The organism is Sphingomonas sp. PP-CE-1G-424 (assembly GCF_004341085.1).
Taxonomy (GTDB): Bacteria; Pseudomonadota; Alphaproteobacteria; order Sphingomonadales; family Sphingomonadaceae; genus Sphingomonas.
The window spans coordinates 751,870-771,719 of sequence record NZ_SLXW01000002.1 but is presented as its reverse complement, the minus strand read 5'-3'; the positions used below and the strand labels follow the sequence as shown (position 1 = coordinate 771,719).

20 protein-coding genes are annotated in these 19,850 nt (G+C 64.1%); 9 read left to right on the top strand and 11 right to left on the bottom strand.

What is annotated here, in order from left to right:
• Window positions 1-432: 432 nt before the first annotated feature.
• Together C8J43_RS08660 and C8J43_RS08655 are read right to left on the bottom strand one after the other, a co-directional pair.
• Entirely contained in the window at window positions 433-729 is a 297-nt protein-coding gene (locus C8J43_RS08660) for a HigA family addiction module antitoxin (protein WP_133030520.1), read from the bottom strand.
• On the bottom strand, window positions 729-1,016 hold the full coding sequence (locus tag C8J43_RS08655) for a type II toxin-antitoxin system RelE/ParE family toxin (protein ID WP_133030519.1): 288 nt from the start codon (window positions 1,014-1,016) through the stop codon (window positions 729-731). Before C8J43_RS08655 ends, C8J43_RS08660 begins: the two co-directional genes overlap by 1 nt.
• Window positions 1,017-1,201: 185 nt before the next feature.
• Here C8J43_RS08655 and C8J43_RS08650 point away from each other — a divergent pair, with 185 nt between their 5' ends.
• Window positions 1,202-1,495, top strand: coding sequence for a hypothetical protein (locus C8J43_RS08650; protein WP_133030518.1), 294 nt, complete (start codon window positions 1,202-1,204; stop codon window positions 1,493-1,495).
• Window positions 1,496-1,597: 102 nt separating this feature from the next.
• Complete coding sequence (locus C8J43_RS08645) at window positions 1,598-2,140, top strand: glycine zipper 2TM domain-containing protein (RefSeq protein ID WP_056051024.1); 543 nt, start codon at window positions 1,598-1,600, stop codon at window positions 2,138-2,140.
• A gap of 129 nt (window positions 2,141-2,269) precedes the next feature.
• Here C8J43_RS08645 and C8J43_RS08640 read toward each other — a convergent pair whose 3' ends face one another.
• Window positions 2,270-4,381 (bottom strand): prolyl oligopeptidase family serine peptidase, encoded by a 2,112-nt coding sequence (locus C8J43_RS08640; RefSeq protein WP_207893346.1) that lies wholly within the window; start codon window positions 4,379-4,381, stop codon window positions 2,270-2,272.
• A gap of 172 nt (window positions 4,382-4,553) precedes the next feature.
• Here C8J43_RS08640 and C8J43_RS08635 point away from each other — a divergent pair, with 172 nt between their 5' ends.
• Complete coding sequence (locus C8J43_RS08635) at window positions 4,554-5,948, top strand: MFS transporter (RefSeq protein WP_133030516.1); 1,395 nt, start codon at window positions 4,554-4,556, stop codon at window positions 5,946-5,948.
• Window positions 5,949-6,303: 355 nt separating this feature from the next.
• Here C8J43_RS08635 and C8J43_RS08630 read toward each other — a convergent pair whose 3' ends face one another.
• Window positions 6,304-8,043 (bottom strand): DUF885 domain-containing protein, encoded by a 1,740-nt coding sequence (locus tag C8J43_RS08630; protein WP_133030515.1) that lies wholly within the window; start codon window positions 8,041-8,043, stop codon window positions 6,304-6,306.
• Window positions 8,044-8,168: 125 nt separating this feature from the next.
• Between C8J43_RS08630 and C8J43_RS08625 the strand changes: the two genes are divergently transcribed.
• A complete protein-coding gene (locus C8J43_RS08625; protein ID WP_133030514.1) occupies window positions 8,169-8,993 on the top strand; it encodes an alpha/beta hydrolase in 825 nt (274 codons plus the stop codon).
• 168 nt (window positions 8,994-9,161) lie between these two features.
• Here C8J43_RS08625 and C8J43_RS08620 read toward each other — a convergent pair whose 3' ends face one another.
• Both C8J43_RS08620 and eno read right to left on the bottom strand, forming a co-directional pair.
• The gene (locus tag C8J43_RS08620; protein WP_055878455.1) at window positions 9,162-9,488 is read right to left on the bottom strand and encodes a septum formation initiator family protein; all 327 of its coding nucleotides are present in this window, start codon (window positions 9,486-9,488) and stop codon (window positions 9,162-9,164) included.
• Window positions 9,489-9,513: 25 nt separating this feature from the next.
• The gene (gene eno / locus C8J43_RS08615) at window positions 9,514-10,794 is read right to left on the bottom strand and encodes a phosphopyruvate hydratase (protein WP_121884554.1); all 1,281 of its coding nucleotides are present in this window, start codon (window positions 10,792-10,794) and stop codon (window positions 9,514-9,516) included.
• A 175-nt stretch (window positions 10,795-10,969) separates the two neighbouring features.
• On the opposite strand from eno, the gene C8J43_RS08610 reads away from it, so the two are divergent.
• The 5 genes from C8J43_RS08610 to C8J43_RS08590 all read left to right on the top strand — a co-directional run bounded on the left by C8J43_RS08610 (window position 10,970) and on the right by C8J43_RS08590 (window position 12,959).
• Window positions 10,970-11,458 carry a hypothetical protein gene (locus C8J43_RS08610; protein ID WP_056062308.1) on the top strand — a complete coding sequence of 163 codons (489 nt, stop codon included), beginning with the start codon at window positions 10,970-10,972 and terminating at the stop codon, window positions 11,456-11,458.
• Window positions 11,459-11,462: 4 nt separating this feature from the next.
• Window positions 11,463-11,816, top strand: a complete 354-nt coding sequence (locus C8J43_RS08605; RefSeq protein ID WP_243645476.1) for a phage holin family protein — start codon at window positions 11,463-11,465, stop codon at window positions 11,814-11,816.
• Complete coding sequence (locus C8J43_RS08600) at window positions 11,813-12,085, top strand: hypothetical protein (RefSeq protein WP_056062302.1); 273 nt, start codon at window positions 11,813-11,815, stop codon at window positions 12,083-12,085. Before C8J43_RS08605 ends, C8J43_RS08600 begins: the two co-directional genes overlap by 4 nt.
• Window positions 12,086-12,187: 102 nt before the next feature.
• Window positions 12,188-12,667, top strand: a complete 480-nt coding sequence (locus C8J43_RS08595) for a hypothetical protein (RefSeq protein WP_133030512.1) — start codon at window positions 12,188-12,190, stop codon at window positions 12,665-12,667.
• A 64-nt stretch (window positions 12,668-12,731) separates the two neighbouring features.
• A complete protein-coding gene (locus C8J43_RS08590) occupies window positions 12,732-12,959 on the top strand; it encodes a DUF4170 domain-containing protein (RefSeq protein WP_133030511.1) in 228 nt (75 codons plus the stop codon).
• Window positions 12,960-13,370: 411 nt separating this feature from the next.
• Here the strand turns inward: C8J43_RS08590 and C8J43_RS08585 are convergent, their stop codons facing one another.
• The 5 genes from C8J43_RS08585 to carA all read right to left on the bottom strand — a co-directional run bounded on the left by C8J43_RS08585 (window position 13,371) and on the right by carA (window position 19,796).
• Complete coding sequence (locus C8J43_RS08585; protein ID WP_056051044.1) at window positions 13,371-14,021, bottom strand: rhomboid family intramembrane serine protease; 651 nt, start codon at window positions 14,019-14,021, stop codon at window positions 13,371-13,373.
• Window positions 14,022-14,026: 5 nt separating this feature from the next.
• Window positions 14,027-14,503, bottom strand: a complete 477-nt coding sequence (gene greA / locus C8J43_RS08580; protein ID WP_056052861.1) for a transcription elongation factor GreA — start codon at window positions 14,501-14,503, stop codon at window positions 14,027-14,029.
• A gap of 75 nt (window positions 14,504-14,578) precedes the next feature.
• Window positions 14,579-17,911 (bottom strand): carbamoyl-phosphate synthase large subunit, encoded by a 3,333-nt coding sequence (gene carB / locus C8J43_RS08575; protein WP_133030510.1) that lies wholly within the window; start codon window positions 17,909-17,911, stop codon window positions 14,579-14,581.
• Window positions 17,912-18,484, bottom strand: coding sequence for a hypothetical protein (locus C8J43_RS08570; protein WP_133030509.1), 573 nt, complete (start codon window positions 18,482-18,484; stop codon window positions 17,912-17,914).
• Window positions 18,477-19,796: a glutamine-hydrolyzing carbamoyl-phosphate synthase small subunit gene (gene carA, locus C8J43_RS08565; RefSeq protein WP_165899577.1), complete on the bottom strand. Its 1,320-nt coding sequence runs from the start codon at window positions 19,794-19,796 to the stop codon at window positions 18,477-18,479. The genes C8J43_RS08570 and carA overlap by 8 nt, the downstream gene beginning before the upstream one ends.
• Window positions 19,797-19,850 lie beyond the last annotated feature (54 nt).

Genomic DNA, 19,850 nt, shown 5'->3' with positions numbered 1-19,850 from the left:
TAAAGCGTCGAGATGCGCTCGATGCCAAACTGGACGGATCATTTCCCCCCATTCCCGTAAACTTGCAACTTTCGGTCAAGTTTGAGATCATCCCCCCAAGACTTCGAGTCGAGGACAGATGCATGTCGGGTAACAAGCGAACGATTCCGCAGATCCGTTCTCGACTTCGCGAGATTGCGGACGAGTCCGGAATCGAAGAACTTCACGATCTAGCCGACGAAACGTATCGAAATTCGCCCGTTACGCATGCTTCGGTGCGAAGCGCACATTTCACGCCAGAACTCGCGGAGGATATCCGGGCATTCGTTGCCAGATATCCAAAGCTACATCAACGTGACGTGGCACAGAAATTCAACGTAAATCCGGGACGAGTATCCGAGGCGTTGACCCGCCAGATGTAAAACGATCCTGAGGTGATCGATGTTGAGGCGGTTAGGCCGCCACTCGCTCTACCTCGATCTCGCCCTCACGCGTCCGCGCTTCTGCCAGATCATACGCCGCCTGCATCCGCATCAGCGTTTCAGCCTGCAGACCGAACGCCTTCTCGAACCGGATCGCCATCTCAGCCGACAGCCCGGCCCGACTGCCAAGCAGGTTGCTCATCGCCTGCCGCGTCACGCGCAGTTTGGCGGCGACGTCGGTCACGCTCAACCCATGCGGCGCGACAACTTCAGCCCGCAACCAAGCGCCTGGGTGAACCGCAAAACTCGCATGAAGCTTGATCGCCATCAGTGATAATCCTCCAAATCGAGATCCTCGATGCCACCCGCATCGTTGATCCAAAACGTCATCCGCCAATTCTTCGTCACCGTCAGCGACCATAGGCCTGCCCGATCACCCGCCAGGCGATGCGCGCCGAAATTGGGTGGCACCGTCAGTTCGTCCGCGGCTTCGACAGCGACGAGATACGCCAGCATATTTCGCAATCGATCAACGAGATTGCCCGGTAATCCCCTCGACCGGCCGGTCTCGGCGAACGACCGCAACGCCTTATGCCGAATGCTTTCGATCACCATGATAAAGCGTGCGCCATTCGACGCAGATCGTCAACCGTCGCTTGTCGCTTTCCGATCACGCACTTCAATCGGGGGCGTCGTGCCCCCCAAACCTGTACCGCAGCCGACAACCCCGTTCAGGAACGATGTCACTCGACAGCCGTATCACCGGCACATCCCGATTGTCGGGTTCGAGAGGACATCTCATGAAGTTTACCCATCTCATCGCCGCCGGGCTGGCCTTCGCAACGCTCGGTCTCGGCGCCGCCGCACCGGCCGAGGCGCAGCGCGATCGCGGGCATAGCGAACAGTATCGCGACAACGATCACCGTGGCGACCATCGCGGCGACCGTCGTGATTTCCGCCGGAACGATCACCGCGGCGATCGTCACGACGGCCGGCGCTATCGTGGTCGCGACCATGATCGTCGCAACTGGAACAACAATCGCCGCTGCCGCACCGAATGGCGCAACCATCGTCGCGTGCAGATCTGCCGCTGATGTAAGGCGATCCGGTGCGTGAAATCGCGCGCCGGGAAAGGTGGACGGTGGTATCATGCTGCCGTTCGCCGTCGCGTTCGACCCTCGATAAGGATTTCAGTCATGAAGCGTTTGTTCGGTACGGTTGCAGTGATTGCGGCGACGTGCCTTTCCGTTGCGACACCGGCGCTCGCGCAGAGCAGCGCCGACGACGCGCGTTTCGCCGCCGCCCAGTCGCGCCTCGACAGCGAATTGCAGATCTTCCGCCAGGAATTCGATCGCTACCAGTCGGTCCGCAATCGCGGCGGCTATGCGCCACAGGGCGGCTATCGCACCGCACCCGACCGTGGCTATCAGGAAGCCTATCCCGACGAGCGCGACGAGGGCAATTACGACCCCTCGCGCTATTACCGCGCGGGCCCGAACTATCAGGAGCGGACGCTGTCGACCAACGATCGCGTCTATGCGGGCCAAGACGGCAAATATTATTGCAAGCGCAGCGACGGCACGACCGGGCTGATCATCGGCGCAGCGGGCGGCGGTATCCTCGGCAACGTGATCGACGGCGGTCGTTCGCGGACCGTGGGTACGCTGCTGGGTGCAGCGGTCGGCGGCCTCGCCGGGCGTGCAGTCGACCAGAACAACAGCCAGGTCCGCTGCCGCTGAGCCGCACCCCCATCCCGTCATCCTGACGAACCTCCGTCATCCTGACAGAAGTCAGGATCCAGAGCCACGAGCATAACGCGTCGTGGCTCTGGATCCTGGATCAAGTCCAGGATGACGGGACGGCCACCCCTACTTCACCGGCCCGACCAGCTTCTGCGTGAAGTACGTCATCTGCAAAGCCTGCAACCGAGCCCCCTGCTCGATATCCGCATCGCCCGAATGCCCGCCCGCCGTGTCCTCATAATACAGATATGGCAGTCCATATTCCTTCAACCGCGCCGCAAACTTGCGCGCATGCTGCGGCCCGACCCGGTCATCCTTGGTCGTCGTCCAGATATACGGCTCCGGATACGCGACGCCCTTCTTGATGTTCTGATACGGCGAGATCGTCTCGAGGAACGCCTTCTCCGCCGGCACCGTGACCGAGCCATATTCGTCGACCCACGACGCCCCTGCCGCGATCCCCTCGTACCGGATCATGTCAAGCAACGGCACCTGGATCGTCACCGCCTTCCACAGATCGGGATGCTGGTTGAACTCGACTCCCATCAGCAACCCGCCATTCGACCCACCATAGATTCCCAGCTTGGCAGGGCTGGTCAGCTTCCGCGCAAACAGGTCCTTCGCCACTGCGGCAAAGTCGTCATAGATCACCTGCCGCTTGGTCTTGCGCCCGGCGTCATGCCATTTCGGCCCGAACTCGCCGCCGCCGCGGATGTTGGCGAGAACATACGACCCGCCCCGCTCCAGCCAAAGCTTGCCGGTGCTCCCCGAATAGCTCGGAGTCATCGACACCTCGAACCCGCCATAGGCGGTCATGATCGTCGGCGTCGTCCCGTCGAGCACGATGCCCTTCTTGTGCACCACGAAATACGGCACCTTCGTCCCGTCGGTCGAGGTCGCCTCGAACTGCTCGACGACATCGTTCGACGCATCGAACTTCGCCGGCAGAGTCTTGATCGGCTTCGGCGCAGCGCCCGTCGCCGCATCCAGCGAATAGAGCGACGTCGGCGTCAGGAACCCGGTCACCGTCAGGTACGCGTCGTCGCTGCGATCGGTCGTGCTCACGACATCGATCGAGGCATTGTCCGGTAACGCGATCGGCTTGGCGGTCCAGCCGTTCGCGCCGTGCGAATAGACCGACGCGCGACCGCGGACGTTGTCCGACACGACCAGCAACAGCTTCGACCTGGTCAGCCCCATCCCGTCGACCGACTGACGCGGCCCCGGTGCGAACACGATCGTCGGGTTGATCGTGCCCTTCTCGACCTCGGCAAGCGGTGCAGAAGCGACCGCCCCCTCGGGAATCTTGCCCCACGGGTCGCTGGTCGAGAAGATCACCTGCCCGTCGATCATCCCCGCCGGAAACGTCCGATCGGGCAGCGCGAGAGGCCGCGTACCCGTCGGCGTCCACACCAGCTTGTCCGCGCCGAAGAACGTCTTGCGCCGCTGGATCACGATCAGGCGGTTGCCCCTCTCGTCGGTCAGCACATTGGTCGCGGTGCTGCCCTGGTCGGTCGCCGCCCCGCGATAGACTTCAGTCGCGGCGGTCAGCGGCTGGCCGCGCTTGAGCGTCTTCATTACGAACGCATAGCCCGACTGGGTGGTCGTCCCCGCCCCCCAGTCGCGCGCGACCAGCAGCGTGTCCTTGTCGACCCATGCCGCATCCTGCTTCGACCGCGGCAGCAGGAAGCCGCCCTCGACGAACTGTCCGGTCGACAGGTCGAACTCGCGATACGTCACCGCATCCTCGCCACCCTCCGATAGCGCGACCAGGCACAGCCGCTGCTCGGGCTCGAGGCAGGTCGAGCCCTTCCAGACCCACTGCTTGCCCTCGGCCTTGCCCAGCGCATCGAGATCGAGCGCGGTCGTCCATTTCGGCGTCGCGCTCGCGTAATCCGCCGCGCTGGTCCAGCGCCAGAGCCCGTGCGGATGATCGGCATCGCGCCAGAAATTATAGATCCGCCCGAACATCTGGTTCGGCATCGGGATGCGATCCTTCGCCGACGCGATCGCCAGCGCCTCGGCGTAGAAGGTCTTGTAGCGCGGATCGTTCTGGAGCCGCGGCAACGTCTTCGCATTCTCCGCCTCGACCCAAGCCAGCGGCTTCGCGCCATCCTTGTCCTCGAGCCAGATATACGGGTCGGCGGCGGTGTTCGTTTTGGTCATCGGTGCGACTTGGGCGGTGGCTGCCGTCCCCGCAAGCAGTGTCGCCGCCGTCGCAAACAAGATACCACGCATATACAACTCCCTATCGTCACCCCGACCCTTCGACTTCGCTCAGGAGAGCCTTGTTCCGGGGTCCACCGATCCGCATAACAAATCCTGTCGAGTGTGCGGCACGGTGGTCCCCGGAACAAGGCTCTCCTGAGGAAAGTTGAAGGATCCGGGGTAACGAAGCGAGTTCAAGAAAATGCAGGACGGCCTGCCCAAGCCTCGTCGCTTCGTCGCGATCGCCGCAATCTCGGCAGGGACCGCGCTGACGATCATCGACGGCGGCATCGCCACCGTCGCGCTCCCGACGATCGCGCGCGACCTGCACGTCGGCAGCAGCGCGGTGGTCACCGTCGTCACCGTGTACCAGCTGATCCTGGCGATGGCGCTGCTCCCGTTCTCCGGGCTCGGCGACCGCATCGGCCTGAAGCGGATGTACCAATACGGCCAGCTGATCTTCACCGTCGCGACGTTGCTCTGCTTCTTTGCCAAGAGCCTGCCGTTCCTGCTCGTCGTCCGCGCCGCGCAGGCCCTGGGTGCGGCGGCGGCACTGAGCGTCTCGTCGGCGCTGATCCGCTCGATCTACCCGACCAAGCAACTCGGCCGCGGGCTCGGTATCAACTCGGTCGTCGTCTCCAGTTCCGCGGCACTCGCCCCGACGATCGGCGGTCTCGTCCTCGCCATCGCCCCTTGGCCCTGGGTGTTCGCCAGCGCCGTACCATTCGCGATCGCGTCGCTGGTACTAGGCCGAGCGCTGCCCGAACCGCGCAAACACGACGAACCCTTCGACGTGCTCGGCGCAGTCATGTGCGCAGCGATGATCGGCCTCGTCATCGGCGGCGCGGAAAGCGCGGTCCACGGCGACAGCCCGATCGTCTCCGCCGCGATCGTGCTGACCGGCGCGGTGATCGGCTGGTTCTTCGTGAAGCGCGAGCAGGGCGAGACCAAGCCGATCCTGCCGATCGACCTGCTCGCCCGGCCCGTGCTCGCGCTGTCGGCGATCGGCGCCTACACCGCGTTCATCGCGCAGATGACGCTGCTGCTCTCGACCCCGTTCCGCCTGACGCATGCCTACGGCTTTAGCGCGGCGGAGGTTGGCGCGGCGATCGCACCATGGCCGCTCGCCAACATGTTCGTCGCGCCACTGTCTGGGTGGTTGTCGGATCGCTACCCGGCGGGGCTGCTCGGCGGGATCGGCATGGGGGTATCGATCTGCGCGCTCTTGCTGATCGCATACATGCCGGCGGACCCGGGGTATTTCGATATCGCGTGGCGGATGGCGCTGTGCGGATCGGGCTTCGGCATGTTCATGGCGCCGAATGCGCGCCTCATCATCGGATCCGCCCCCCGCGAACGCGCCGCAGCGGCAGGCGGCCTGGTCTCGACGGTGCGGCTGGTAGGCCAGACCACCGGTGCCACCCTGGTTGCGGCGTTGTTGGCGATGGGCGTAGGCGCCGGCATGACCCCGCCGCTCGTGGCCGCCGGCCTAGCGCTAGTAGCAGGCCTATGCAGCCTAAGCCGCCTCCGCCCCTCGATCCGCAACCCACCGACCGAAGAAACCCAAGACGTACAACCCGCGCAACAAACGCGGTGACTCCTGCTCCCTCTCCCCCCCGGGGAGAGGGTCGGGGGTGAGGGGCAGCCCCAAACGCCGCACTACTTGGCTCCCCCTCACCCCAGCCCTCTCCCCGGAAGGGGGAGAGGGAGCAGAAAGAAGAAGAAGAAGAATGTTCATCCGCGAAGGCGGGTGCCCAGTCTGTGTTCCCGCCTTCGCGGGGACACATGCTTTGGTTTGGGACGCCCTAACACCGAGAGCTACCACCCCGGCGGAGGCCGGGGCCCAATTGGAAAGGTCGGCGTAACGGAGGACTGCGCTTCGTTAGCGACGCTCCCCAATTGGGCCCCGGCCTTCGCCGGGGTGGACGGAAGGTGATGCAACCCCTCTCAGATCAAAACGCAGCCGTCGCCTTGGCCTCCCCCATCATCGCAGCCCGCACCAAAGGAATCGGCGGCCCCCCATAACTCAAGAATTGGTCATGGAACGCCTTCCAGGCCTTCCGCCCACCGCGCGTCGCAGTCCAGTCCGCCCGCAGTTTCCGGATCATCAACTTACCCATCGTATAGTTCAGATATGCCGGATCATACGTCCCCCGCGCCGCCTGCTGCTTGGCGTTCCCCTCGTCCTGGTAACACTCGTCGACGAACATCCGGAACGACTGCTCCTGCGTCATCCCCTTCGCATGCATCCGGATCGCCGAAAGATACCGGCAATCCCGCAGCAGAGCGTTCGAGATCTGCCCAACATGCGTCTCAGGATCGCCGTTGTTGAGCCCGGCCTCCCACATCATCTCCTCGGCATAATGCGCCCACCCCTCGGCAAACGCATACCCCACGAACAACCGCCCAAAGAGCGACGGCGAGCGGTTCGCATGCAGGAACTGGACGAAATGCCCCGGCATTACCTCGTGCACCGAGGTGAACAGCAGGTCGTTCTTGCCCGGCACGAACGCGTCCTGCACCGCCTTGGTCCAGCTCGGGTCGGGCGGCGAGATGTAATAGATCGACGGCACGCCCTTATCGAACGGCCCCGGCGGATCGATATACGCCGAGTTCTGCCGGTTATACGGCGGCGATTCCTCGACCAGCGCCTGCTCGGTCCCCGGGATCGTCACCAGGTCGTGATCCACCACGAACTTGCGCAAGGTCGGGATTTGCCGCCGTGCTTCGGCGACCGGGCCGCCGACCGGCTTGTTCGCATTCATCTTGTCCATGCACGCGAGGATCGTCTGCCCCTTGGCGAACAGCCCGCACGCCTGCGCCAGCGCCGCCTGGTTGCGCTTCAGATCCGCGACACCCGCCGCCTCGAGCTGGTCGAGCGGCGTATCGACACCCTCGGTCATCGCCACCATCCGCGAGAACTTGTCCGCCCCGAGCGCAAAATCCTGCGTCGCGGTCGCGCGCTGGCCCTCGGTCCACGTCCCCAGATCGCGCATCGCCTTCGACGCCGCCTGCGCTGCGTTGGTCAGCTGCTTCTGCGCCGCCGCATCCTTCACGCTCGCAAACGCCCTCACCGCGTCGCCCGCGTAATAATCCGCAAACCCGTTGAACGCCGCCGTCCCGTAATTGACGTAGCTCAGCGGCATCGGCGCCTTGAGGTTCGCCTTGATGTTACCCGCCGCCGCCGGGATCTTCTGCAGGAACGCGGTCAGCGCCTTCATCCGGGTCGGCGCATCGGCATAGTTGCGCGCGATATACGTGTTCGGATCGAGCCCCGCGCTCACATACCACGCCGGATTGTGATGCGGCTGGTCGGCATCCTCCAGCCAGAACAGCTTTCCCTTGGCGACCTGCACCAGATAGTCGCGCTCGAACGCCTCGGCGGGCTTCAGATCCTTGAACGCCCCTGCCTTGTCGATCGCGCCATGCAGGAAGTCCGCCTGCCGCTTCAGCCCCGCCGCGCTCCAGTCGCCCAAGCCGCCGTCATATTCGTGCTTGCCCTGATAGACCGCATTCGCCGGATCGATCTTGAACCAGCCGTCGATGAAGCCATCGCGAAACCCCGCCCAGTCGCCCTTCGCAGCGGTCGTCGGCGCGGCAGAAGCCTGCGTGTTCGCGGTCGTCTGCGCAGGGCCGCACGCGCTCAAGGCGAGGACCGCGCCGAGCGCCGTCGTCAAAAGTCCGATCCGCATCCTGTCTCCAATTCCGATTCGTCTGGGACCATGCTGCCAGTCGAAGCTTCGGTACGCCAGCGTGCGGAACGGTGGGCGCGATGAGCCGTTGAGCGCACACCTCCCTAGAGAGACTGGATAGCTTGATGCCCTACGTAAAAACCCGTGACGGTACCGATATTTACGTCAAGGACTGGGGCACGGGACGCCCAGTGATCCTGACGCACGGCTGGCCGCTCAACGCCGACAGCTGGGACGCACAGGCGATGGCGCTCGCGCACGCCGGCTTCCGCGCGATCGCGTATGACCGCCGCGGGTTCGGTCGCTCGGGCCAGCCCTGGACCGGCTACGACTACGACACGCTCACCGACGATCTGGCCGACGTGATGGAAGCCACCGGCGCGAACACCGACGCGACGATCGTCGGCTTCTCGATGGGCGGCGGCGAGATCGCGCGCTACATGAGCCGCTACGAGGGCAAGGGCGTGGTCGCCGCCGGGCTGATCTCGTCGGTCGTGCCGTACATGCTCAAGACCGACGACAATCCCGACGGCGTCGACGAGGAAACGCTCGCCAGCATCGGCGCGAACATCGAGGACGATCGCCCGGCGTTCTTCAAGACCTTCCTCCAGCAATTCCTCGGCGTCGGGTTCATCACCTCGCCGGTCAGCGACGAGGTCGTCGACTGGGCCTGGAGCTTGGCGATGCAGGCGGGCCTGCACCCGACGCTGGAATGCGCCAAGGCGTTCGGCCACACCGACTTCCGCGGCGATTTGGCGGCCTTCGGCGTACCAACGCTGGTCGTCCATGGTACAAGCGACAAGACGGTCCCGATCGACGCCACCGGCCGCGCCGCCGCCAAGGGCATCGCGGACTCGCAACTGGTCGAATATGACGGCGCCCCGCACGGCCTGACGATCACCGAGAGCGATCGCTTCACCAACGACCTGCTGACCTTCCTGGGTCGGTAACCTCCGGACGATCACACTTCTTGCCCCTCCCTGGAAGGGAGGGGTCAGGGGTGGGTCGGCTTCCCCATGTCCCATCGATGGCGGCTCAAGTTGGCCAACCCACCCCCAGCCCCTCCCTTCCAGGGAGGGGAGCAGAAGATCCCTCCTTTTAAAGAAGGGGGCCGAAGTCTAATTCCCCAGTGGGACGATAACTTCATCCGGATGCGCGACGTTCAGCTCTTTCCGGACCATCTCGTCGACCATATCCGGGTTCGCATGATCCGGGTTCAGCAACGCCACGCGGTTCTTCAACACCTCACGCTTGCGATCGAGCGCGGCATAGTCCTGCTCGCGCTTCGCAAGCTGGCGCTTGTAATCGCCATACGCGAACATGCCGTTCGGCCCGAGCACGGCATACGCGCCGAAGAACGCCATCAGCGTCAGCCCCAGCGCCGGCCACGCGGCCTTGCGCATCGTCTTCCGCAGCTTGCTGGTCTTCGTCGTCACGCGTGCCATGTCGAACCTCCGGTTTCCGAACCTATCAGCCCCCAATCAGGATGTCGCGCCCAGCATAACGCGCCGCGTCGCCCAGCTCTTCCTCGATCCGGATCAGCTGGTTGTACTTCGCCAACCGGTCCGACCGGGCAAGGCTGCCCGTCTTGATCTGACCGCAGTTGGTCGCGACCGCCAGATCGGCAATCGTCGAGTCCTCGGTCTCGCCCGAACGATGCGACATCACCGCGGTGTACTTCGCGCGCTGTGCCATCGACACCGCCTCCAGCGTCTCGGTCAGCGTGCCGATCTGGTTGACCTTCACCAGCAGCGAGTTCGCGATGCCCTGGTCGATGCCACGCTTGAGACGCTTCGGGTTGGTCACGAACAGATCGTCGCCGACCAGCTGGACCTTGTCGCCGATCAGGTCGGTGAGCGTCTTCCAGCCCTCCCAATCGTCCTCGCCCATGCCGTCCTCGATCGAGAAGATCGGATAGCGGCGCGTCAGGTCCGCGAGATATTCCGCCATCTCGGCGCTTTCGAGGATCCGGCCCTCGCCCGAGATGTCGTACTTGCCGTTCTTGTAGAACTCGGTCGCCGCGCAATCGAGCGCGAGCATCACGTCCTCGCCGGGCTTGTACCCAGCCTTCTCGATGCTCGACATGATGAAGTCCAAAGCTTCGGTGGTGCTGCCGATGTTCGGCGCGAAGCCGCCCTCGTCGCCGACGCTGGTCGACAGGCCCTTCTCGCTCAGGCCCTTCTTCAGCGTGTGAAAGATCTCCGAGCCGCAACGGACCGCTTCGAGGATATTCGACGCGCCGACCGGCACGACCATGAACTCCTGGAAGTCGATCGGGTTGTCGGCATGCTCGCCGCCGTTGATGATGTTCATCATCGGCACCGGCAGCAGATGCGCCTGCACGCCGCCGACATAGCGGTACAGTGGCAGCCCACGTGCTTCGGCCGCCGCCTTGGCGACGGCGAGGCTTACGCCGAGGATCGCGTTCGCGCCCAGCCGGCCCTTGTTCTCGGTGCCGTCAAGTTCGATCATCGCGCGATCGAGGTCCGACTGGTCCTCCGCGTCCATGCCGAGCACGGTATCGGTGATCTCGTCGTTGACCGCGTCGACCGCGCCATCGACGCCCTTGCCGCCCCAGCGGGTCTTGTCGCCGTCACGACGCTCGACCGCCTCGTGCGCGCCGGTCGAGGCGCCCGACGGCACGGCGGCGCGGCCGAAGCTGCCGTCTTCGAGCAGCACGTCGACTTCGACGGTCGGATTGCCGCGGCTGTCGAGGATCTGGCGTGCATGAAGGTCGATGATTGCGGTCACGTAACGATGCTCCTACAAATCCCGGTGCCGGGTCGTTCGCGCCGCCTCTATCGTCTCACGCCATATCGGGCAATCGCGCGGACATCCGAGAATAGTGTCGTGCAATCGCGCGACGGTTCGGGAACCGCGCTCCAACGACGGTGTTGAGGGCGTAACAATTCTGAAAGGGACCGTCATGGCCGACTCCAGCGTAAACGACACCGTCAACGACCTGAAAACGACCGCGAACGAGGTCGGGACCGAGCTCAGCAAGACGATCGATAACGGCGATGTCTCGGCCAAGGCCGGCGATGCCAAGCAGGCGATCAAGGACGGTGCGAACAAGTACACCGCGCAGGCGACCGACAAGGTCCGCACCTTCGCCGAGGACGGCAAGGCACGTGCCAGCGGCGCCCTGGAGCAGGTCGCCCAGTTGCTGACCGACGCCGCCGGCCAGGTCGATGAGAAGCTCGGGTCTCAGTATGGCGGCTATGCCCGCAGCGCCGCCGACAGCGTCTCGGGTTTCGCCGACCAGGTGAAGGCGAAGGACATCGACGAGCTGTTCGACGACGCGCGCGAACTCGTGCGGAAATCGCCTGCCATTGCGGTGGGTGCAGCAGCCGCCATCGGCTTCGTCGTCGCGCGACTGGTGCAGTCGGGCGTCGATGCCAACTCGAAGGTCTGACGTCTTGGTCGATCCACTGACGTTCGCGACCGGCGAGGACGAGAGCATCGCGTCGATCGTCGGTCGCCTGGCGACCGAGACGAAGAGCCTCGCGACCGCGGAAGTCGCTGTCTACAAGGCGAAGTTCGGTGAGACCGCCAGCGCGTACAAGTCGGCCGCGATGTTCTTCGCGGTCGCCGGCGTACTGGCTCTCGCCGCGCTGATCGCACTGCTGGTCGGTGCGATCTTGACGGTGGCGACGCTGGTGGGGCCAGGATGGGCGACCGCCATCGTCGTGGTGGCCGTCCTTGCAGTGGCGGCGATCCTGGCGATGATCGGCAAGTCGAAGCTTCAGACGAAGAGCGAGCCCGTATCATGACATCCGCCAAAGTCGCCGCCGCAGAGATCGAATCGGCCCTCGCCCGCCAGCGCGTCATGATGACGATCGGGCAGTTGCAGGACCGGCTCAATCCGCGGAAGCTCGCGCTGAACGCCAGCCGCGACGTTGCCGATGCCGGCACCGCCGCGCTCAGCGCCAGCGTCGAGACCGTGAAGCGCAATCCAGGGCCGACCGCGGGGTTCGCCGCAGTCGCCGGGCTGTTCCTCGCGCGCCACCGGATCGTCGGACTCTTCCGCCGCGGGCGGTGACCGAACTGACCGCGTCTCCGTATTGAAACCTAGAAGTCCCGGCTCGCGTTGAACCCTCATTGCATTGAACGGCGAGCAGCTTGCCACCAGAAGGACATTTCCATGACCGACGCAAAGACCACTGTCAACGAAGCCGCCCACGAGACCGAGAGCCGTCTGCGCGAAGGCCTCGACACCGTCCGCGAGACCGCATCGAAGGTCTATCACGATGCCGGCGACAAGGCCTCCGAGGTTCTCGAAGTCTCGCGCGAGAAGACCAAGCGCGTCGTCAACAACCTCGAATCCAACCCGCTCGGCATCCTCGTCGGCGGCCTGGCCGTCGGCGCACTCGCTGGCGCGCTGCTCCCGCGTTCCGCGCGTGAGAAGGAACTGCTCGCCCCGGTCGGCAAGCGTCTCAGCGAAACCCTCGTGGCGGCGACTGCCGCTGCGAAGGACGCCGGTCGTTCGGAACTTGGCGAACTCGGCCTGACCAAGGACAATGCCCGCGACCAGGCCAAGGGCTTGCTCGAGGGTATCGTCAAGGCGGTCACGACGGCCGGTACCGCAGGTGCGAAGGCGGTTTCGCAAAAGCCTACCGTCTAAGGGTTCAAACCGCGGGTCGAACACGCTAGGGAGGCGGCAACCACCTCCCTAGGAAAGCAAGCGCATGAGCAAGCTCCACCTCGTATTCGGCGGCCGCGTCAGCGACCCGCGCACCCTGGATTTCAACGATCTGAGCAAGATCGAGTTCGTCGGCGTATTCCCCGACTATGCGAGCGCGGAGAAGGCCTGGCGTGCTGCGGCGCAGCGTACAGTCGACGATGCCGAGATGAAGTTCGTTGTCGTGCACCTGCACCGCATGCTCGAACCGAACTTGGGTGCGACTCTAGCATAACAGCCGCCACCCACCGTCATTCCCGCGGAGGCGGGAACCCATACTGGCTAACGTAGCGACCTGATCGCAGCGATACAGTTCATGGATCTCCGCCTTCGCGGGGATGACGGCTTGGCGATACCTGGCCGACAATCAGGTTCTAGTAAGGTCACGGGCTCCGTCCTTCTCCCGATCGGGAGAAGGAAAGCCGCCAAAGGCGCCGCACCCCTTTCCGTTCGTGCTGAGTAGAGACCGAGTAGGCTCGAAGAGCCGTATCGAGGGCTCGTATCGAAGCACAGGTTCCGCCCACCAAACTGTCCTTCGATACGCCGCTTCGACAAGCTCAGCAGCTACTCGGGACGAACGGTGTGGACGGGGGCGTGGGCGTGGATCCGCGTGGCGCGGCGCACACGCCTGTGAGGGACAGGCCCTTCAAGCAGCCCGGTAATGCCAAAGCAACAACGGCCGGGCCAGCACCAGCCCCGCCAAAAACCCACCGATATGTGCGCCAATCGCAATCGGTCCACTAGCCCCAACAGAAGCCCCAAACCCGGCCAGCCCCATCAGCAACTGGATCCCGATCCACGCCGCGGCCAGCCAAACGACATGCACGACCCCAGCCGGCACCGGCCCGATCGCCTGCGCCCGCCGCTCGCCATACAACAGCGCATAAGCCCCAACGACAGCAGAAATCGCGCCCGAAGCGCCGATCATCGGCGCAGTAGACTCAGGCCCGAACGCCCAATGCCCCGCCGCCGCCGCATACGCGCCCAGCACGTACAAAACGACCAACCCGACCGTCCCCAGCGCCTTCTCGACGAACTGCCCGCAATACACCAGCATCACGAGGTTAAGCGCGATGTGCGCCCACCCGCCGTGGATCAACGTCGCGGTCAGCGGAGTCGCCCAAGACGGCACCACGAACATATGCTCGCTCGGAATACCGAGATCGGTCATCCGCAACGGAATGAACCCGGCGTTCACCGCCCAGTAGCCAAGCGACCCGCTCAGCACCAGAAATCCCGAGACGATGACAGTCACGATCGTGATGATCGCCGTCGCCCGCGTCTCGAAGAATTGCATAAGGCTCAGATGAACTCGATCTTGGAGACGACGTAGTAACGCTCGCCGGCCGGCACCGTGACCTCAACCTCTTCGTCGAGTTTCCGCCCGATCAGCCCGCGTCCCAGCGGCGAGTTGTACGAGATCCGCCCGGTCTTGGCGTTAGCCTCGGTCTGGCCGACGATCTGATACTTCACCGGCTTGTCGTTCTCGTCGAGCAACGTCACCGTCGCGCCGAACACGACCTTGTCGCCCGACAGGTCCTTCGGGTCGATGATCTGCGCGCGGCTCAGCTTGTCCTCGATGTCCGAGATCGATGCCTCGACCTGGCCCTGACGCTCCTTCGCGGCATGATATTCCGCGTTCTCGCTCAGGTCGCCGTGCGCGCGCGCCTCTTCGATCGCGTCGACGATCGTCGGACGTTCGGCTTTCAGGCGCTTCAGATCCGCGCTCAGCGTCTCATAGCCTTCCTGCAGCATCGGCATCTTTTCGACGGTCGCCATCATCTCGTCCCCAAATCCATTTCCCCGCGCGAGGCCCTGTACCAGCCCCGCCCACACATCATTCTCATGTCGGGATCAGTCGTGCGACTGAGAATAATAGGATTGCAGCGGCCGTACTTCAAGGCTGTGCGTCGAAAGCTTGGCAATCGCCTTCGCCGCTTCGAGCGAAGCGGGCGCGGTCGTGAAGTACGGAATGCGTTGTCCCAGCGCGGAAGCGCGGATCGGCTGCGAGTCCTTCAGGCTCTGCCACCCCTCGGTGGTGTTGAAGATCAGCGCGATATCGCCGTCCTTGATCCGGTCGACGATATGCGGCCGACCCTGGGCCACCTTGTTGACCTTCTCGACCGGCAAGCCGGCAAGTGCGAGATGATCCGCCGTCCCACCCGTCGCGACGATCGAGAAACCGGTGTCGACCAACGCCTTCACCGCCTCGACGATCATCGCCTTGTCCCCGTCCTTCACGCTGACGAAGACATTGCCCTTGGTCGGCAGGATCGTCCCCGCGCCAAGCTGAGCCTTCGCAAACGCGATGGTGAAATCGGGATCGATTCCCATGACTTCGCCGGTCGACTTCATTTCCGGTGACAGCACCGGATCGACGCCGGGGAATTTGTTGAAGGGGAACACCGCCTCCTTCACCGCATAATAGTCGATATGCCGGTCGATCTTTGGCAAATTGACCAGCTTCTCGCCCGCCATGACACGCGCGGCGATCTTGGCGATCGGCGCACCGATCGCCTTGGCGACGAACGGCACGGTGCGCGATGCACGCGGGTTGACCTCGATGAGGTAGACCAGGCCGTCCTTCACCGCGAACTGGATGTTCATCAGGCCGACGACCGACAAGGCATGCGCGAGCGCCACCGTCTGCCGCTCGATCTCGGCGATGATCTCCGCCGACAGCGAGTAAGGCGGGATCGAGCAAGCCGAGTCGCCCGAATGGACGCCCGCCTCCTCGATATGCTGCAACACGCCCGCGACCACCACGTCGGTGCCGTCGCAGATCGCGTCGACATCGACCTCGATCGCATCGCGCAGATACTGGTCGATCAGCACCGGCGAGTCGCCCGACACCTGCACCGCGGTCGCGATATAATGCTCGAGCTGCCCGATCGTATCGACGATCTCCATCGCCCGCCCGCCGAGCACATACGAAGGCCGCATCAGCACCGGATAGCCGATCCGCTCTGCCGCCGCGACCGCCTCGTCCCGGCTCCGCGCCAGGCCATTCGCCGGCTGCAGCAACCCGAGCTTGGTGATCAGCGCCGCGAACCGCTCGCGGTCCTCCGCCAGATCGATCGCGTCCGGCGTCGTCCCCAAGATCGGAATGCCCGCAGCCTCCAGCGCACGCGCAAGGTTCAGCGGCGTCTGCCCACCGAACTGCACGATCACGCCCACCAGCGTGCCGTTCTGCTGCTCGACATGCAGGATCTCCAGCACGTCCTCGGCGGTCAGCGGCTCGAAATACAGCCGGTCGCTAGTGTCGTAATCGGTCGACACCGTCTCCGGGTTGCAGTTGACCATGATCGTCTCATAGCCCGCATCCGCCAGCGCGAAGCACGCGTGGCAGCAGCAATAATCGAACTCGATCCCCTGCCCGATCCGGTTCGGCCCGCCGCCCAGGATCACGATCTTCTTGCGATCGGTCGGCTCGGACTCGTTCTCGGGATCGCCAAAGCTCGGCGCCTCGTAGGTCGAATACATATACGGCGTCTTCGCATCGAATTCGGCCGCGCACGTATCGATCCGCTTGAACACCGGCCGCACGCCGAGCTTCAGGCGATGCTGGCGCACCTCCTCCTCGGTCACGCCACCGGTCATCGCCTTCACGACCTCGTGGATCAGCCCCGAGCCGCGCGCGATCCCGCGGTTCATGCCGCGCAGATTGGCGGATTGCAGCGCCAGCCACGCGAGCCGCTTGTCGCTGAACCCCATGCTCTTGAGGCGGCGCATACCAGGCGCGTCGATCGGCAGGCCGTCCTTCATCACCTCGGCCTCGGCCGCGATGATCTCGGCGATCCGCTCCAGGAACCACGGATCATACTTGGCGATCGCATGCACCTCGGCGACCGTGAAGCCCTCGCGCAACGCCTGCGCCGCCACCAGCAACCGGTCCGGCGTCGCGACGGCCAGCGCCGCCTCGATTTCCGCGCGCGGTGCACCGACCAGATGATCGACCTGGTTGAAGCCCGACAAGCCCGTCTCGAGCCCACGCAATGCCTTCTGCATCGATTCGTGGATGTTGCGACCGATCGCCATCACTTCGCCGACCGACTTCATCGCGGTGCCGAGCGTATTCGACGCGCCCTTGAACTTCTCGAACGCGAACCGCGGGATCTTGGTCACGACGTAATCGATCGTCGGCTCGAACGCGGCGGGCGTAGCCCCGGTGATGTCGTTCTCGATCTCGTCGAGCGTATAGCCAACCGCCAGCTTCGCCGCGACCTTCGCGATCGGGAAGCCGGTCGCCTTCGACGCCAGCGCGGACGAGCGCGAAACACGCGGATTCATCTCGATGACGACCAGCCGGCCGTCCTTCGGATTGACCGCGAACTGGACGTTCGAACCGCCTGTTTCGACACCGATTTCGCGCAACACCGCGATCGATGCGTTGCGCATGATCTGGTATTCCTTGTCGGTCAGCGTCAGCGCCGGCGCGACCGTGATCGAGTCGCCGGTGTGGACGCCCATCGGATCGACGTTCTCGATCGAGCAGATGATGATCGCGTTGTCGTTGCGATCGCGCACCACCTCCATCTCGTATTCTTTCCAGCCGAGCAGCGATTCCTCGATCAGCACCTCGGTGGTCGGCGACAGATCGAGCCCGTTGCGGACGATCGCGATGAATTCCTCGCGGTTATACGCGATGCCGCCGCCCGAGCCGCCCATCGTGAAGCTCGGCCGGATGATCGACGGAAGCCCCGTCTTCTCAAGGCCTTCCAAGGCTTCCTCGACAGTGTGGGCGATCGCCGAGCGCGCGCTTTCCAGCCCGATCCGGTCCATCGCGTCGCGGAACTTCAGCCGGTCCTCCGCCATGTCGATCGCATCGGCATCCGCGCCGATCATCGTCACGCCGAACTTCTCCAGCGTCCCGTCATGGAACAGCGCGAGCGCAGTATTCAGCGCGGTCTGCCCGCCCATCGTCGGCAGGATCGCGTCAGGCCGCTCCTTCTCGATGATCTTGGCGACGATCGCGGGCGTGATCGGCTCGACATAGGTCGCGTCGGCCAGCTCGGGATCGGTCATGATCGTGGCGGGGTTCGAATTGACGAGGACGATACGATAGCCCTCCTCCTTCAACGCCTTGATCGCCTGCGTGCCCGAATAATCGAACTCGCACGCCTGGCCGATGACGATGGGTCCTGCGCCGATGACGAGGATCGAGGAGATGTCGGTGCGTTTTGGCATCTAACTAATCATCTTTGCAATTTCGAGAGCAAGCGTAAGAACCGTCGATATACTTGCGATTAATATCATCAGCTCTTTGATTGATTCCCAAGGAGGGCTTGGCGCTTCGGCCATCGTTATCGATGCAGCAATCAAGGCACCTGCCTGAGATTTTTCTGAGTTCGTAAGATCGGAATCCTCGACCACAGCCTGCAAGTTCTTTATTCTTTTGATAATTTCGACGCGCTTGGAGTCGGTGATGCTCGTTCTATCAAGCGACCCGGTCCATGACTCGGAGTTGATCGAGCTTGGCGTCGCCGCAATTTCCGCATCCATAATCTGGATGCCCTGCGAGGTTATCTGAAACCTGTCGCGCACTCCTCTCTTTGGTGCACCAACTAGTCCCTGAGAGAGAAGGTCATCGAGATGAATTTGAAGCACGGCAGGAGAAAGCTTTACCTTGCTGACATCGCTAAGAAGCTCGCTTATTCTCGGGCGCGTTAAACTGGGATCAGTCCGATGACCTTTTGTTGCGCGATCAAATAGCACATGCAAAACGTCACGCTGAGTTTGATGCGGCGATCTGCTACTCACTGCGCAAGCCGCCTACAAATCGCGCAAACAGATACAGGCTGTCCTGCGGCCCCGGGCTAGCTTCCGGGTGATACTGCACGCTGAACGCGTTCCGATCGGTCAGTTCCAGCCCTGCGTTCGACCCGTCGAACAGCGACACATGCGTCTCGCGGACGTTGGCCGGCAGGCTGTCGCGCTCGACCGCGAAGCCGTGGTTCATGCTGGTGATCTCGACCGCGCCGTCGGACAGGCGCTTGACCGGGTGGTTGGCGCCGCGGTGGCCCTGGAACATCTTGGTCGTGGTCGCGCCGACCGCGAGGCCGAGCAACTGATGGCCGAGGCAGATGCCGAACAGCGGCTTGCCCGTCTCCAGCAGCTTGCGGATCACCGGGACGGCGTAGTCGGCAGTCGCGGCAGGGTCGCCGGGGCCGTTCGACAGGAAGATGCCGTCGGGGGCGAGCGCCATCACGTCGTCGAAGCTGGCGGTGGCGCTTACGACGGAAACCCTCGCGCCCGCCTCGACGAGGTTGCGGAAGATGTTGCGCTTCGAACCGTAATCGATCGCGACGACGTGCGGGCGAGCCTTCTGCTCCCCTTCCGCGGAGCGGGAGGGGTTGGGGGAGGGCATGGCCTCCGGCGGGGTCGGCGCTGGTTGGTCAGCCCCTCCCCCGCCCCCTCCCGCAAGCGGGAGGGGAGCAGAAGCACCCTCTCCTGCTTGCGCGCTGTCCCCGTAGCCGAAGCCAAGCTTCCAGACACCGCCGGGCGCATCCTCACCCCAGCCATAATGCATCTCGGTCGACACGTCCTTGGCGAGGTCCATGCCCTCCAGCCCCGGCCATGCCCGCGCCATCGCCAGCAACGCCGCCACGTCGAACTCGCCGCTCGCCGAATGCGCGATCACGCCGTTAGGCGCGCCCGCAACCCGGATCCGCCGCGTCAGCGCGCGCGTGTCCACCCCCGACAGCCCGATCCGCGCATGCCGCTTCATCCAGCCATCCAGCCCCTCGACCGCACGAAAGCTCGAAGGCTGCGTCACGTCCTCGCGGACAATGATGCCGAGCGCGTGCGGGTCGTCTGCCTCGACGTCGTCGGGGTTCGCGCCGACATTGCCGATATGCGGGAAGGTGAAGCAGATCATCTGCCCGGCGAAGGACGGGTCGGTCAGCACCTCCTGATAGCCGGTCATCGCGGTGTGGAAGCACACTTCGCCGACCGCACTGCCCTCTGCGCCGAACCCGCGACCCCAGATCACGTCGCCATTGGCGAGGACCAACACGCCGGTGGCGCCAGCAGGCATTGCCAAAGACATGGGTGTAGGATTGGTGTCGGCCATCAGGCTGGGCACTCTCTTTACGTTGACGATGTCGCTAAGTGGTGTCCGCTAAGG